18 protein-coding genes are annotated in these 15,272 nt (G+C 38.1%); 9 read left to right on the forward strand and 9 right to left on the reverse strand.

Annotation, left to right across the window (positions count from 1 at the left end; all coding sequences use genetic code 11):
* Nucleotides 1-88: 88 nt before the first annotated feature.
* The 5 genes from MHH69_RS13760 (at nucleotide 89) to modB (ending at nucleotide 5,566) form a co-directional block, all read left to right on the forward strand.
* On the forward strand, nucleotides 89-1,177 hold the full coding sequence (locus MHH69_RS13760) for an NAD(P)-dependent alcohol dehydrogenase (protein ID WP_122972602.1): 1,089 nt from the start codon (nucleotides 89-91) through the stop codon (nucleotides 1,175-1,177).
* A gap of 294 nt (nucleotides 1,178-1,471) precedes the next feature.
* A complete protein-coding gene (locus tag MHH69_RS13765) occupies nucleotides 1,472-2,512 on the forward strand; it encodes an NAD(P)-dependent alcohol dehydrogenase (RefSeq protein WP_122972601.1) in 1,041 nt (346 codons plus the stop codon).
* Between the two features lie 395 nt (nucleotides 2,513-2,907).
* A complete protein-coding gene (locus MHH69_RS13770; RefSeq protein ID WP_122972600.1) occupies nucleotides 2,908-4,008 on the forward strand; it encodes an ABC transporter ATP-binding protein in 1,101 nt (366 codons plus the stop codon).
* A gap of 84 nt (nucleotides 4,009-4,092) precedes the next feature.
* Nucleotides 4,093-4,902 carry a molybdate ABC transporter substrate-binding protein gene (gene modA, locus MHH69_RS13775; RefSeq protein ID WP_341362535.1) on the forward strand — a complete coding sequence of 270 codons (810 nt, stop codon included), beginning with the start codon at nucleotides 4,093-4,095 and terminating at the stop codon, nucleotides 4,900-4,902.
* On the forward strand, nucleotides 4,883-5,566 hold the full coding sequence (gene modB, locus MHH69_RS13780; RefSeq protein WP_341362536.1) for a molybdate ABC transporter permease subunit: 684 nt from the start codon (nucleotides 4,883-4,885) through the stop codon (nucleotides 5,564-5,566). Before modA ends, modB begins: the two co-directional genes overlap by 20 nt.
* A 70-nt stretch (nucleotides 5,567-5,636) precedes the next feature.
* Here the strand turns inward: modB and MHH69_RS13785 are convergent, their stop codons facing one another.
* The 4 genes from MHH69_RS13785 to fdhF are packed head-to-tail and all read right to left on the reverse strand — an operon-like array spanning nucleotide 5,637 to nucleotide 9,498.
* A complete protein-coding gene (locus MHH69_RS13785; protein WP_174232701.1) occupies nucleotides 5,637-5,780 on the reverse strand; it encodes a hypothetical protein in 144 nt (47 codons plus the stop codon).
* A 37-nt stretch (nucleotides 5,781-5,817) separates the two neighbouring features.
* On the reverse strand, nucleotides 5,818-6,027 hold the full coding sequence (locus MHH69_RS13790) for a heavy-metal-associated domain-containing protein (protein WP_122972993.1): 210 nt from the start codon (nucleotides 6,025-6,027) through the stop codon (nucleotides 5,818-5,820).
* Nucleotides 6,028-6,044: 17 nt separating this feature from the next.
* Nucleotides 6,045-6,542 (reverse strand): DUF1641 domain-containing protein, encoded by a 498-nt coding sequence (locus MHH69_RS13795; RefSeq protein ID WP_341362537.1) that lies wholly within the window; start codon nucleotides 6,540-6,542, stop codon nucleotides 6,045-6,047.
* Nucleotides 6,517-9,498, reverse strand: coding sequence for a formate dehydrogenase subunit alpha (fdhF, locus tag MHH69_RS13800; protein WP_122972991.1), 2,982 nt, complete (start codon nucleotides 9,496-9,498; stop codon nucleotides 6,517-6,519). The genes MHH69_RS13795 and fdhF overlap by 26 nt, the downstream gene beginning before the upstream one ends.
* Before the next feature lie 249 nt (nucleotides 9,499-9,747).
* Here fdhF and MHH69_RS13805 point away from each other — a divergent pair, with 249 nt between their 5' ends.
* A complete protein-coding gene (locus tag MHH69_RS13805) occupies nucleotides 9,748-9,966 on the forward strand; it encodes a PCI domain-containing protein (protein ID WP_341362538.1) in 219 nt (72 codons plus the stop codon).
* A 104-nt stretch (nucleotides 9,967-10,070) separates the two neighbouring features.
* Here the strand turns inward: MHH69_RS13805 and moaD are convergent, their stop codons facing one another.
* The 5 genes from moaD to MHH69_RS13830 are packed head-to-tail and all read right to left on the reverse strand — an operon-like array spanning nucleotide 10,071 to nucleotide 13,575.
* Nucleotides 10,071-10,304, reverse strand: a complete 234-nt coding sequence (gene moaD / locus MHH69_RS13810; protein WP_341362539.1) for a molybdopterin converting factor subunit 1 — start codon at nucleotides 10,302-10,304, stop codon at nucleotides 10,071-10,073.
* Complete coding sequence (locus tag MHH69_RS13815; protein WP_341362540.1) at nucleotides 10,301-10,774, reverse strand: molybdenum cofactor biosynthesis protein MoaE; 474 nt, start codon at nucleotides 10,772-10,774, stop codon at nucleotides 10,301-10,303. The genes moaD and MHH69_RS13815 overlap by 4 nt, the downstream gene beginning before the upstream one ends.
* Nucleotides 10,771-11,292: a molybdopterin-guanine dinucleotide biosynthesis protein B gene (mobB, locus tag MHH69_RS13820; protein WP_406927221.1), complete on the reverse strand. Its 522-nt coding sequence runs from the start codon at nucleotides 11,290-11,292 to the stop codon at nucleotides 10,771-10,773. Before mobB ends, MHH69_RS13815 begins: the two co-directional genes overlap by 4 nt.
* A complete protein-coding gene (locus MHH69_RS13825) occupies nucleotides 11,256-12,545 on the reverse strand; it encodes a molybdopterin molybdotransferase MoeA (protein ID WP_122972987.1) in 1,290 nt (429 codons plus the stop codon). Before MHH69_RS13825 ends, mobB begins: the two co-directional genes overlap by 37 nt.
* A gap of 13 nt (nucleotides 12,546-12,558) precedes the next feature.
* Nucleotides 12,559-13,575, reverse strand: coding sequence for a thiazole biosynthesis adenylyltransferase ThiF (locus MHH69_RS13830; protein ID WP_341362542.1), 1,017 nt, complete (start codon nucleotides 13,573-13,575; stop codon nucleotides 12,559-12,561).
* A 110-nt stretch (nucleotides 13,576-13,685) separates the two neighbouring features.
* Here MHH69_RS13830 and MHH69_RS13835 point away from each other — a divergent pair, with 110 nt between their 5' ends.
* The 3 genes from MHH69_RS13835 to moaC are packed head-to-tail and all read left to right on the forward strand — an operon-like array spanning nucleotide 13,686 to nucleotide 15,239.
* Entirely contained in the window at nucleotides 13,686-14,180 is a 495-nt protein-coding gene (locus MHH69_RS13835) for a MogA/MoaB family molybdenum cofactor biosynthesis protein (protein WP_341362543.1), read from the forward strand.
* Entirely contained in the window at nucleotides 14,177-14,764 is a 588-nt protein-coding gene (gene mobA / locus MHH69_RS13840) for a molybdenum cofactor guanylyltransferase (RefSeq protein WP_122972985.1), read from the forward strand. The genes MHH69_RS13835 and mobA overlap by 4 nt, the downstream gene beginning before the upstream one ends.
* A complete protein-coding gene (moaC, locus tag MHH69_RS13845) occupies nucleotides 14,757-15,239 on the forward strand; it encodes a cyclic pyranopterin monophosphate synthase MoaC (RefSeq protein ID WP_341362544.1) in 483 nt (160 codons plus the stop codon). Before mobA ends, moaC begins: the two co-directional genes overlap by 8 nt.
* Nucleotides 15,240-15,272 lie beyond the last annotated feature (33 nt).

Here is a 15,272-nt window from a genome sequence, read left to right on the forward strand (position 1 = left end):
GAACTATTGTACCGATTTTTCCATAGGATTACGATAAATACGTTCGAAATATCCATGAAATAAAATATTATTTTAGGAGTGTTTTCCCATGAAAATTAAAGCTGCTGTTACAAATGGACAAGGGCAAGATTTTGTTCTTGAAGAAGTAGAATTAGCTGCACCAAAAGCAAATGAAGTATTAGTTAAAATTGTTGCAACAGGTGTTTGTCATACAGATGCTGTTGCAAGGGATGCAGCCATCGCTCCCCTTCCTGCCGTACTTGGTCATGAGGGTGCTGGTATTGTTGAAGAAGTTGGGTCAGGTGTTACTCGTTTCGCAAAAGGTGATCATGTTGTATTATCCTTTGCCCATTGTGGTCATTGTGATAACTGTTTAACAGGTCACCCATCCGTTTGTGAAACGTTCAATGACTTAAACTTTGGTGGTATGCATGACGACCATACTCACCGCTTATCAAAAGATGGACAACCCCTTTCTACATTTTTCGGTCAATCCTCTTTCGGTACCTTTGCCATTGCCCATGAGCGCAATGTAGTAAAAGTTGATAAAGATGTCGATTTAGCTTTACTTGGTCCTCTAGGATGCGGAATTCAAACAGGAGCAGGTACTGTATTAAATAAAATGAAACCAGAATTCGGTTCAACAATTGCGATTTATGGTGCTGGAGCAGTTGGTTTAAGTGCGATTATGGCTGCTAAAATCGTAGGCTGTAAAACAATTATTGCAGTTGATGTACACGATTCACGTTTAGAACTAGCAAAAGAACTTGGAGCTACACATACATTTAACGGAACAAAAGTAGATGTCGTAAAAGAAATTAAAGAATTGACAAATGGCGGTACAAAATACGCCGTAGATACAACAGGGGTTCCACCAGTTGTTCGACAATGTTTACAAGCCCTACGTCCCCTTGGTACTGCTGCAATCGTTGGTGTTACACCGGAAATGAATATTGATGTTCATAACGATATAATGGCTGAAGGAAAAACGATGATGGGTGTTATTGAAGGCGACGCTGTACCTAACGTCTTTATTCCACAATTAGTTGAATATTACAAAGCAGGTCAATTCCCATTTGATAAATTAGTAAAATTCTTTGATTTCGATCAAATTAACGAAGCTTTTGAAGCATCAAAATCAGGCGAAGCAATTAAACCAATTTTACGTATTCAATAAAACAGACGAAAACCACTTCATTTCAAACAATGAAGTGGTTTTTTATATCTTTTCATATGGAATTCCCTCTCTCCGATATTACTATCTCTACCAGCCCACTTCCAACGAAAGTTATAACGACTGCTACGATAAACTCACTAACCATACTTACTACCAATCATTTGAACAAACTTTCAGTAGAAATTAACTATTGACCTAGAGTTAACTATAAGGAATAACATTGAATTGCAAGAGAAATAGTAGGATATCACCTCTATCCTCTTGTAAAAGGAATTGTATTATAGGAGGTATATTATGATAACTGCTAAAGCTAGAGCTGTTGATGGTCCTGACAAACCGTTCCGTCCAGCCGAAATTAAACGACGTGATCTTGATTTACATGATGTGCTAATTGAAATTAAATATGCCGGCATTTGCCATTCTGACATTCATACTGCCCATGGTGAGTGGGGTCCAGTCCATTATCCACTTGTTCCTGGCCATGAAATTGCAGGGGTTGTTACAGCGGTTGGGCCAAATGTGACAAAATACAAAGTAGGTGACCGAGTAGGCGTCGGATGTATGGTTGACTCCTGTGGTGAATGTGAAAACTGCCTTAAAGGGGAAGAACAATATTGCCTTAAAGGAAATATCCAAACGTATGCTGGTGTAGATAAATATGGCGAGCCTACTCAAGGCGGCTATTCTACTCACATTGTTGTATCTGAGGACTTCGTCTTGAGAATCCCTGATAACATCGAATTTGATGTTGCAGCTCCACTTCTTTGTGCCGGGATTACGACTTATTCTCCATTAAAACATTGGGGAGCGGCTCCTGGTAAAAACGTAGCGATTGTCGGTATGGGTGGTCTTGGTCATATGGCTGTCCAAATTGCTCATGCAATGGGTGCCGAAGTAACAGTTCTATCCCAAACATTGAAGAAAAAAGAAGATGGTCTTGAATTAGGGGCAGATCATTACTATGCAACAAGTGATCCAGAAACATTCGAAAAACTTGCCGGAACTTTTGACTTAATCATTAACACAGTTAGTGCAAAGATTAATCTAGATGCATATTTAGGATTACTAGCACTTGATGGCACATTAGTAAATGTTGGTGCCCCTGCAGAACCGTTATCAGTCGGTGTGATGAATTTAATTGGGCATCGTCGTTCCTTTGCCGGTTCAATGATTGGTGGTATCCGTGAAACTCAAGAAATGCTAGACTTCTGTGCAAAACATAACATTGTTCCTAAAATTGAAGTTATTTCAGCTGATCAAATTGATGAAGCTTACGAACGCGTACTAGCTTCAGATGTAAAATATCGCTTCGTTATTGATATTAGTACTATGTAATTTATTTTTAAGGATGTCCTATAAGCTTTGCTTTTGGGCATTCTTTTTATTTCGGAATTAATGTTTAAAGTAAAATAAGATGAATCGAAACAAATTAGCAATAAATACTATTCAGAAAGTTATAAGATTCCCCCATTCCCCCCAATATAGAGAATATATCTCCACATCTAAAGGTAAATGACAAGATTCATGCTAGTTATCCTTTTCAATCACACCTATTTTTAGAATATCTAATACTGATAAAGTGTTATAAATGAAACACATATCAATCTATTATATTATAATAAGGTATAAAAAATTATTCATGATATTATCCTACAATGTGTGCAGTATATTTATACGCGTTTATTTTTTATCTACCAACGGGACTACATAGTTTTAAAAGGATGGTGGTTATGGTTGAATTAAAGCTACAACACATATATAAAACTTACAATAATAATATACAAGCAGTAAAAGACTTCAACCTTGATATAAAAGATAAAGAATTTATTGTTTTAGTTGGACCTTCAGGTTGTGGAAAGTCTACCCTTTTACGACTAGTAGCCGGCTTAGAAGATCTCTCACAAGGTATCATTCTAATGGATGGAAAACCGATGAACGATGTTTCTCCAAAAGATCGTGATGTTGCTTTTGTTTTCCAAAACTACGCCCTTTATCCCCATTTGAACGTCTATCAAAACATGGCATTTGGTTTAAAAAGTCGTAAATTCCCAAAGGATGAAATTGATCGTCGTATAAAAGAGGCTGCCCATATTTTAGATATTGAAAAATATTTAAGCCGCAAACCAAGGGCTCTTTCAGGTGGGCAACGTCAACGGGTAGCATTAGGTCGTGCCATTGTTCGAGATGCCAAAGTATTCTTAATGGATGAGCCCCTTTCAAATTTAGATACAAAGCTCCGTACCCAAATGCGTACTGAAATTATAAAGCTACATCAACGGTTACAAACGACTACCATTTACGTAACCCATGACCAAACAGAAGCAATGACAATGGCAACTCGCCTAGTTGTAATGAACAACGGGGTCATTCAACAAGTTGGTGTTCCTAAAGAAGTGTACGAAAAGCCTAATAATGTTTTTGTTGGAGGCTTTATTGGCTTACCTCCGATGAACTTTTTTTCTGGTACCCTTTTAGATGGCAAAATCCGTATTGGCCATTTGTCAATCCCGATTCCAGAAAGTAAAATGATGGATTTACGTAAACAAGGGTATTTGAACAAAGAAATCATAATGGGTATCCGTCCAGAAGATTTTCACGATTTTCATAAAACATCTACAGTAGATTCTTTTATTGATGCAAAAATAGAAGTTATAGAGTTGTTAGGGGCAGAAAATATTCTCCATTCGCAAATCGCAGGGCAACCATTCACTGCACGAATCGATACACAATCTGTTGTCCAACAAGGACAAATGTTCAAACTAGCATTGGATATGAATAAAGTTCATTTTTTTGATTACGAAACAAAAAATCGCATTACACTAGATGAATAATTGTCAGTTTAAAATGTTTATTTAAAGGAATGGAATAAAAATTGTTATAAATAATTTCCTATAAAGGATGATAGGAGTCTAAACATGCAAAATCGCTTTAAATTCACAACTATTTTCTTATTTTTACTTATCTTTGTCGCAGCATGTTCTAATCACGAACAGGCAGATCAATCTTCAGACAAGCAGGAACAAACCTCTGAAAGTAAGGAGGAGCAATTAACTATTTCAGCAGCAGCTAGTTTAAAAGATGCAATGGATGTTATTCAACATACATACGAAGAAGAACATCCCGAAATTACGTTGCAATTCAACTTTTGGGGTTCTGGTTCTTTGCAGCAACAAATTTCACAAGGAGCGCCGGTGGATTTATTTTTCTCAGCTGCAGAAGATAAGTTTGATTTGCTCGTTGATGAGGGAATGATCGCAAAAGAGGATGGAATAGATCTTCTTGGAAATGAACTTGTACTCGTTGTCCCGAAAGAAAATCAATCCATTAAAGAATTCGAAGACCTTGTAACAGAAACAGATAAAATTTCAATCGGAACTCCTGAAACAGTGCCTGCAGGAAAATACGCCAAAGAATCCCTTGAAAAGATGGATTTATGGAAAGATATTGAATCGAAAGTAGTCTATGCAAAGAATGTTCGGCAAGTATTATCCTATGTTGAAACTGGTAATGTGGAAGCTGGCATTGTGTATAAAACCGATGCATCCGTTTCAAATAAAGTAGAAATTGTTGCTTCTGCCGATCCTGCTACCCATTCTCCTATTATTTACCCTGTTGGCATTATAAAGGATTCCAAACATTACGAAGCAGCAAAGGAATTTTATGAGTACTTACAAAGCGACGAAGCGTTAAAGGTGTTTGAGGAATATGGATTTACTACTAAATAAAGATTTTATGCAAGAATTTTTAAGCCCTATTTGGTTGTCCATCAAAATCGCGACTATATCAGGTATTGTCGTTATTTTGCTTGGAACATTAATTGGCCGAATTTTTGCTAGAAAATCTTTTAAGGGAAAAGCCATTGTAGAAACCCTTCTCATGCTTCCTATGGTTCTCCCGCCTACAGTTGTTGGATTTTTCCTAATCGTCGTTTTTGGAAGGAATAGTATAGCTGGACAAGCTATTGAATGGCTTTTTCATCAACCGATTATTTTCACTTGGTGGGCGGCTGTCATCGCTTCGATTGTAGTAGCCTTTCCCCTCATGTATCAGTCGGCCAAATCAGGCTTTCAAGGAGTCGACCTTAATATCGAAGAGGCAGCTAGAGTAGATGGCGCCAACGAATGGAGAATTTTCTTATTTATTTCCATTCCCCTAGCTTCAAAAAGTCTTATTTCTGGGGCGATATTAAGCTTTGCACGGGCATTAGGTGAATTTGGCGCTACCTTAATGTTCGCTGGTAACATTCCGGGAGAAACACAGACAATTCCTACTGCCATTTATATTGCGATTGACTCTGGTAATATGCAATTGGCGTGGATGTGGGTCATTTCAATCGTCATCCTTTCCTTTTTAATGTTGCTAGTTGTACGGGTAAAACAGAATGATTAAGGTTAAATAAAACAGGTGTAGACAAACAAATTGTTTGTCTACACCTGTTTAAATTTGTGCTCGCTTCAAATTACTGTAACTCCTCATGTTCAAAATAAGGAAAATCACGATCCGTTCTACAGTTTTCACATACATGAAGTATTCTTGTTGAAGGTTGTTCATTATTTTCCTGTTCTTCGTTTTCTTCAAACCCACAAACTTCACATACTTTCATCTTGCTCCTCCTCCCAACAAAATCTTATCGACACATGCTAATTCAACACGTTATACCCTATATCTTTTACAGCTTGAAGAAAATCTACATGGGAGGCAGCTTTCTCATCATAAGCAAAAGTAGCCGTTTTGTTTGCTAAACTTACTTCTGCATCGCGGACTCCCCAAACTGATTCCAAAGCTTGAAGGACTTTATGAACATCTTCCTCATTTTGTAATCCTTCAATTTTAATGCTTCCCTTTTCCAATTTATCCAATCTCCTTTTTAATGTAGGTCTCGTTTATCCCTTTGAAATACCTCTCCCATCCCTTCCAACAAACCTAGCATAGTAAAGAGGGACGTCCTTACTTCATCGTTTCGAAAACTATTTCCAAGTTGCCATAAGCTGACTTTATCATTTCGATCAATTCTTTCCCCTAATTTTTCTAGACCACGAGTAACTCCATTTAGAAGGACTTGTAATTCATCCGGATTCAATTGACCAAGGAATTTAAAAGTATTCATACCGTTTTTAATTATATTATGCATACCCGGCTGGTTGACCTGTTGTATAGCAATTGCCCCTACATCAACCCGTTTTTCAAGCAAGCCATTTATTGCTTCTAACACCCCCATATCTTGGAGATGTTTAATAATTCCAATTGTTGATATAATCGCTTCTCGATTACTTGCTAAAGCAGCGATAATCTCTGAAATTGCTTGTGATTGTTCCTGTTCGGGAGTAGGAATTTCTTTTCTAATTTGCTTGATTGCTTCCGCCATATTGTTCTCCTCCTATTTCGAATAAATCTGTAATTGGGGTAAAATCATCTCGGTTCCATTTCTCCTCCACTCGTACACTAATTTGCGGCATACGATTTCCAAATCGATGATTTACCTTTGGCAACGGCGGTTCTCCCTTTTGCTCCAATACTTCCATTTTGACACCCATTTCTTTATAGTTCGGCGTATGGGTAATCAAGTCATGATAACTACTCGTTAGACGGTTAACTGCTTCAACATCTTCCCGCGTATTCATCGTCAAGTACAATTCCTTTCCTGCTACACGGTCCGTGACAATGGCTCTTACTTTAACTTGTCCGTATGGAGATGTAAGACGTACTAATGAACCGTCTTCAACGCCCCTTTCCTTTGCCAATTCCGGCGAAATTTCAAGCCATGGATGGGGAACTTTATGGGTAAGACCTTCAGATCTATACGTCATATTTCCTTCATGGAAATGTTCTAACAAACGACCGTTATTAAGGTGTAGGTCATATTCTTCTCCTGCTTCAAAAGGAGGCGTCCAATCAACTGGAACAAGCCGCGCTTTGCCATCTGGGAAGACAAATCGTTTTTCGTATAGCAGTGGCGAATCCGTACCATCCTTTTTAACCGGCCAAATTTGACTGTTGAACCCTTCCAACCTTTCATAACTAACACCTGCAAAATATGTCGCAAGACTCGCTGCTTCATCCATAATTTCACTTGGATGTTGGTAATTCCAATTCGCACCGAGAAGATTCGCAAGTTCTTGGAATATCATCCAATCCGGTTTGGAATCACCAAGGGGCTCAAACACTTTATAAAACCTTTGAATTCGACGTTCTGTATTAACAAACGTACCATCCTTCTCAAGGCTCGGGGATGCTGGCAATACCACATCAGCAAATTGGGCTGTTTTACTAAAGAACACATCTTGGACAACGAAAAATTCCAATTTCTCAAGCATCGAATCGACAAAATTCACGTTTGAATCTACCAATGCCATTTCTTCACCAAATAAATACAGCGCCTTCAGTTTGCCTTCCTTAACCCCTTCCAGCATTTGATGATTATCCAAACCTGGGTCCTTCGGTAATGTAACTCCCCATGCTTCTTCATAACGTTTTCTAACTTTGTCATCTTGAATCGGTTCATATCCAGGCAACCATGCAGGCATTGTACCGAAATCACAAGCACCTTGAACATTGTTATGTCCTCTAAGCGGATATGCTCCTGTTCCTGGGCGTCCGAAATTTCCAGTGATAAGTAGCAAGTTAGCGATTGCAGTACTCGTATCGGTTGCACCTTTATGTTGGGTAACCCCCATCGCCCAAAGTATGCAAGCCGTTTTAGACTTATGAAGCATAGTAGCTACTTGAATCATGTCATCTTTTGATAGTCCTGTTGCCTTTTCAGCATAGTCTAGCGTGTATTTATTTAAAGATTGAATATATTCATCCAAACCGTTTACCCGATTTTTTAAGAACTCTTTATCTTCCCAGCCTTGATCTAAAATATATTTTGTTACAGCGGAAATCCAAATAAGATCCGTACTAGGTTTTGGATGAATAAACAGGTTCGCACGCTGTGCTAATTCGTTTTCCCGCAAGTCTGCCACGATAAGTTTTTGTCCGTGAAGCTTATGGGCACGTTTAATACGCGTTGCAAGAACAGGATGGGATTCAGCTGGATTCGCACCGATTACAATTATCAATTCCGACTTTTCAATGTCTCTTATTGTTCCAGAATCTCCTCCAATTCCAACTGTCCGTAAAAGGGCTGCTGTTGCAGGTGATTGACAATATCTTGAACAATTATCAACATTGTTTGTCCCCATAATCGCGCGGGCAAATTTTTGGAATAGGAAATTTTCCTCGTTGGAACATTTCGATGAAGCAATATATCCGATGGAATCAGGTCCATATTGTTCTTTAATACCTGATAATTTTGACGCAATTAATTTAAGGGCCTCATCCCAAGTCGCTTCCACAAATTCATTCCCTTTACGAATTAAAGGTTTTGTTAGGCGCTCTTCACTATTGACATAATCCCAGCCCCATTTCCCTTTCACACATGTAGAAATGCCATTAACCGGTGCATGTTCTTGAGGCTCAATTTTTAAAATTTTACGGTCTTTTGTCCAAACTTCAAAGCTACATCCGACCCCACAATACGTACATACCGTTTTCGTACGTTTAATTCTTGCCTTTCTCATCGCTGCTTCCATTTCGGAAATCGCAAAAATTTCCTTGTAGCCTGGTTCTACTTCTTTTGTTAAATCAATCATTGGTTCTAAAATTTTAGGTGGAATATTTGTTAAATAACCAGCTTCACCGAGCATGGATTTCTCCATCAATGCATTACATGGGCAAACCGTTACACAATGTCCACAACTTACACAGGAAGATTCATCAATCGGTACATCGTTGTCCCAAATCACGCGGGGCTTCTCTCGATTCCAATCAATAGTCAATGTTTCGTTTACTTGTAGATCTTGACATGCCTCTACGCATCTTCCACATAAAATACATTGATCGGGCTCATATCGATAAAATGGGTGGGAGTGATCTGGTGGGTATGGCTTTGCTTCAAATTCATATTTTTGGTGTTCAATTTCCAAATATTCGGCTGTATTATGAACGACACAGTTCCCATTATTATTGTCACAAACTGTACAATACAGCTCATGGTTCTTTAATATTCTAGACATTGCTTCATACTGAGCATCTTTTACAACTTTAGAATTTGTATCTACATTCATACCAGGTTGTACTTTTGTTGCGCATGCACGGACCATTTCACCATCAACATTGACAAAACATGTATCACAAGTTTGAATAGTTCCAAGATTAGGATGATAACAGATACTCGGTATATAAGATTCATTTGCCTGGGCGACTTCCAAAATGGTTTGATCAGAATGGGCCGCAAATTCTTGCCCATTAATTTGGATGGAAAATGAAGTTTGTTTCATATCATTACTCCTTATTTACAATATTTGATGGATGCTCCTACAAAACAATATTCCTCCAAAGTATGTCCAATAAATAAAGGGATAATCATGTATATTTACCTTATCGATAAAAAAACGGTAGTCTTTGCGTTAAAAATCCAATAATTTATAAATCAAATAGGCATAAGAAAAAGGCTCAAAGGTTAATCTTATAATGGATACTCTATTTGATTCATTTTTGAAATTGATTATAAGAAAGGTTTGAAAAAAATGGATAAGGAAGTATTATATGAGCGTGTTCAAAATATGATTGTTTCTTCAACGAAAAAACCGAAATACACAGCCCTTTCTACAGTAAAAATTGCAGATATATTTGGTGTTCAGTCTGAGGATGTAGAAAAAACGTTGGATGAATTAATCAAAGAAGGGCGTTTAAATAAGTCAACATTGCCTGAGCCACCAAATTATGAAATTTACCTATTACCCTAAGAGGGGCTCCAAATTCATAAATGAATTGTAACTAAAAAAAGTCGACTTCCTATACAATAGGAATCGACTTTTTTAGATTTGCTCGGAATATGTTAAAGGATTTATCATCCCCCACTAATAGGTGGAATAAAGGCGACTGTATCTCCGTCTTTTACGATCATATCATCTGTTGCAAATTCTTCATTAACAGCTGTCATCATATTTTGTAAAGAAAGTTGTGGATATTGATTTTCCATCCAATCTTTCAATTGACCAACTGTATAGTCTGACACGTCAACTTTCAACTCGGATTGACCGATTGTTTCTTGTAAGTGGGCAAAAAGCAATATTTTAATCACGAGCGTTCTCCTTCCTCGCTAGGTAGATTTTTCGGATAGGGCACATTTTCTAATTGATCGCCAATCCATTCCGTCCCATCTTCCCAATATTCTTTTTTCCAAATAGGAACGATTTGTTTAATCCGATCAATTGCATATTCATTTGCCATATAAGCAATTTTACGATGGGGCGATGACACCGCAATAACGACGGCAATATCCGAAATTTCTAGATGACCAACGCGATGGGTTATCGCAACGATCGCTTCTGGCCACTTCTCTTGTATTTCTTTAGCGATTTGCTCAAACATTTTAATCGCCATCTCTGGATAGGCTTGATATTCCAAATGGAGTGTTTTCTTCCCCTTTGTCATTTCACGTACTGTTCCGATGAAAATCGTAATCGCACCAGCGTTTCGGCTTACTACTTTTTGTCTAACTTCCTCCACGTCAATAGGTTTATCTACGATTTCAAAAAAGGATGTACTCATATTTTCCCCCTCATTTCTGCCATTAAAAATTCCATATACTGTGCTGTATCATGAATTGAGAATGTTGGATACTCTAGCGGTTTTGTTAATGGGTAAGATGGCCAATATATCACACAAATAATATTGGACACTTTTTCAAGTAAAGCTTGATCTTCTAAAGTACGTAACAGGACAACCTTCGAAAAATGTTCTTCTTTATATCCTTCTATTAAGATGATATCGGTTTTAAAAGAAGCATAAATCGCTAATATATCGTCCAGATTCCAGTTGTTTTGATGAATACTCATGCGCAAAGTACCATCTCCTTCAACTGCTGTTACCTGTGCCCCTGCCTGTTCATGACGAAAACTATCTTTTGATTCGCTCATAGGAATTCCACCATGTCCATGATGCTTGATAGTTCCTACTTTTAGGCCACGAGCCGTTGCTTGTCTAATAAGCCGTTCCATTAACGTTGTTTTTCCGCTATTTTGATAACCTACTACTTGTAGGATTTTACGATGTTGTTCCAAGGCCACTCACTTCCTTGCAAATCTTCCAACAATAACACATCGATTTGCATCCCTTTTTCGTATCCTCGAGAACCTCCAGGCAATACAATTAAGGCATTCGCTTCCACTAAGGAAGATACCGCGCTCGATTTATCAAAACCAGAAGGTACTGCAACTAATTGTCCGTTATCGTACGAAACTGTCGCTCGGACAAAACGGGTAAATGGATTTGCTTTTGTAAAATCGGCACCTAAAACAGCGGACTCTCTCCGTAAATGTGGCTGCTTATTACTAAATGCAGTGCGAATAATAGGACGAACAAAAAGTTCAAATCCAACAAAGCAAGCGGAAGGATTACCTGAAAGTCCAAATAAAACTTTCTCTCCCCGAGCAGCAACAGTCGTTACACTTCCCGGCCGCATTGCGACTTTATTAAACAATACATTGGCTTCAATCGCTTCATAAATAGCTGGCAAGTAATCATAATCACCTACAGAAACTCCTCCTGTAGTAATTAATAGATCTACTTCTTCCAAGGCGTTTTTAACAACGTCAATACATACATTCAAATCATCGCTAAATTTCCCAAAGTATTTGGCGGTTGCTCCAGCACGTTCAATTTGAGCCATCATCATATACGCATTACTATTTCGAATCTTTCCAGGTTGTAAAGATTCTCCGGGTTCAAGCAACTCACTTCCAGTTGCAATAACGCCTATAATCGGTTTTCGAAAAACAGGCACTTGGTCATAACCGAAAGTAGCAAGTAAAGCGACAGCACCTGGATTAATATATTGACCTTTTTCTAAAAGGATAGCTCCTTTTTGAACGTCCTCTCCCTTGTAGGAAATATTTGTTCCCGCTTCAAAAGTCCGTTTAATGGACATATACATCTCGTTATTTTCTTCAAAGGTATGGGCTAATTCTAGCATGACAACTGCGTCACACCCTTTTGGAATTGGAGCCCCCGTCATAATACGAACCGCTTCTAGCTGTCCTACTGTATCTTCAAATACAAAGCCTGCACCGATTTCTCCTACAACCTTAAAGGTTACAGGATTTTCTGAACTTGCATCATTACTATCCACTGACCGGATAGCAAAACCATCATAAGGTGAGCGATCAAAAGCTGGTACATCAGCATCTGCAGCGACATCTTCTGCAAGAAAACGTCCATGGGCTTGTAGTAATGGGACCAACTCTTTTTTTTCTTGAAAGGCATATTCCATCACCCGTTGAACAGCTTCCCCCACTGGGATTGGTTTTCTTTTTTCTAACATCAGGTCCACTCCTTTATCCTAATAAACGATAATAAATGCTTTTAGCTTGTTGTATATCCTGTATACCATGAATAACCACTCGTCCATCTTGGAAAACGACAACTCGATAATCTTGTGTTTGGTAAGAAAGTAAATAAGGATTTAGTTGAATATCACCATAAGGGCGAAGTTGATTAGCAAGCTGTTCTAAATTATAGTGAACCGGTTTAGGTGGACGAATTTGCATAGCATCTCTACCACATAAAATGTCTAATTTGGTTTGATTTTCATAGGCTAAATAAGGATATGTGGGGTTATGGCCACAGGATGGACAATTATCATTGCGCATTTTTTCCACATTTATTTCATAATGTTGATTTTTCCAAACATCAAAAGTTAAGAAAGTTTTCCGTCTTGCCCCTTCATCGCCGACTAAAAGTTTTAATACTTCAGCTACTTGGTAAGCTGCTACGATTTGGACAGCTGGACTGATGATTCCTACCGTATCACATGTCATCCCTGTGTTGGGCATGACTTTTAGCAAACAATGTAAACAAGGTGTTTTTCCTGGCACGATCGTATAAGTCGCACCATAACTACTAACACAAGAGCCATAAACCCATGGAATTTTATATTTTTGTGCCAAATCATTCATCATAAAACGAATATCAAAATTATCTGTCCCATCTATCATAATATCTACATCTTCAAGTAGTCCTACTAATTGATCAGTATCGGCATCTAAAATTAATGCGTTAATTTCCACCTCAGAATTAATACGTTGAAGTCGATTTTTTGCAGCGATTACTTTCGGAACTTTTTCTTGAGCATCTTGTTCAGTATACAGTTGTTGTCTTTGTAAATTACTCCACTCAACATAATCCCGATCAATAATTGTGAACTTGCCAATACCTGCCCTAACTAGAGCCTCTGCACTAGCACTACCTAATGCACCTACACCTATCATCAAAACATGCTTTTCTTTTAATTGTTGCTGCCCTTTTTCACCGATTGGACTGAATAATTGTTGTCTAGAATATCTATTATCCATAAAGTTCTTTGCCTTTCTTTCTATGAATTTTCGTTTGACCTTTTCATTTATAGCATTATAATAAAAGCATTGTTTTTCAATAAACATTTAATTGAAGGAGGTCCTTTGCCTTGCATCCTACACACGCTCAACATCCTATAAGAGCTGCCATATTAACAGTAAGTGATACGCGCACAAAGGTGGATGATCTCGGCGGTCAACGCATTCAATCGCTTCTTCAAGAAGCTTCTTTTGAAGTAATCGACTACCAAATATCAAAGGATGAACCATCTGAGATTTCTAAGTATGTATTAGAATGGTGCGAGAATCAAACTATCAATACAATTATTGTCACTGGCGGCACAGGATTTACACCGAGAGATCAAACTTACGATACCATTGTCCCCCTTTTCGAAAAGGAAATGGTCGGATTTGGAGAATTATTTCGCTCTTTAAGCTATGAAGATATAGGCCCAAAAGCGATGTTTAGCCGTGCCACAGCTGGTAGTCGCGGAAGTACTGCCATCTATTTGTTGCCAGGTTCCGTCAATGCAGTGACACTAGCTATGACAAAACTAATATTGCCAACTGTTCAACATTTTGTCGGTGAGTTGAATCGCCGATGAAAATTGCTGGAGTTGTTTTAGCTGGCGGTCAATCTTCAAGGTATGGCCAACCAAAAATGTTTGAATTGTTTGCTGGTCAGCCTTTGTATAAGAATAGTCTTAATGCCTTGCAGCAAAACGGACTAGTACCTTTAATAATTGCGACGAATGCTAGCTTGCAAAGGAACTTTGCAGAAGAAAATATCCAAATGATCATTGAAAAACAACCTCACCAAGGACCTTTGTTGGCATTGCAAAACATTATGACAAATCTCCCAGATGTTGAATGGTTTTTTATTGTAGCTAGTGATATGCCTTATATGAATGCAGATTTTGTCCAAACTATGCTTACATATATCGATGATCGATATGATGCGATTGTTCCTAAAACTTCTAGAATACAACCACTTGCTTCCCTTTATCGGCGCACCGCTTTACCAAAAGTAAATCTACTAATCCAACAAAACAAGCGAAGTATGAAAGCCTTGTTAGATCAAGTAAGAGTTTGTTATGTTGGATTTGATGAAAATAGCCCAACATTTATTAATATCAATACACAAACAGATTGGGCACAAACAGTTAAAAAGGAGTCTTACGATGAATAAATTTACTCACTGGAACGAAGAAGGTCGCCCTAAAATGGTCGACATTTCCGAAAAAGAAATTACCGAACGTACGGCTATCGCACGCAGTACAATTACACTATCCGATGAAATCTATCAAGCGATCCAACAAGGCGATATAAAAAAAGGTGATCCTACACAAGTAGCCCAAATTGCTGGGATTATGGGTGCCAAAAAAACAGCCGATATTATTCCGATGTGTCATCCAATTATGCTACAAGGAACAGATTTCCAATTTGAATATAGCAAAGCCGATGTTGGATACGAATTACACATTCAAGCAACCGTAAAATGTAACGGTAAAACAGGCGTGGAAATGGAAGCCTTAACGGCAGTATCCATTGCAGCACTAACTTTTTATGATATGTGTAAAGCAGTTGATAAAAGTATGGTTATTAAAGAAACTTATCTTGTACAAAAAACGGGTGGAAAAAGCGGTACCTTTACCCGTCAATAAACAAAAAAAATCCGGCATTTTATTGCCGATTTT

Origin of the sequence: Ureibacillus sp. FSL E2-3493 (genome assembly GCF_038077515.1) — a bacterium.
Lineage (GTDB): Bacteria > Bacillota > Bacilli > Bacillales_A > Planococcaceae > Ureibacillus > Ureibacillus halotolerans.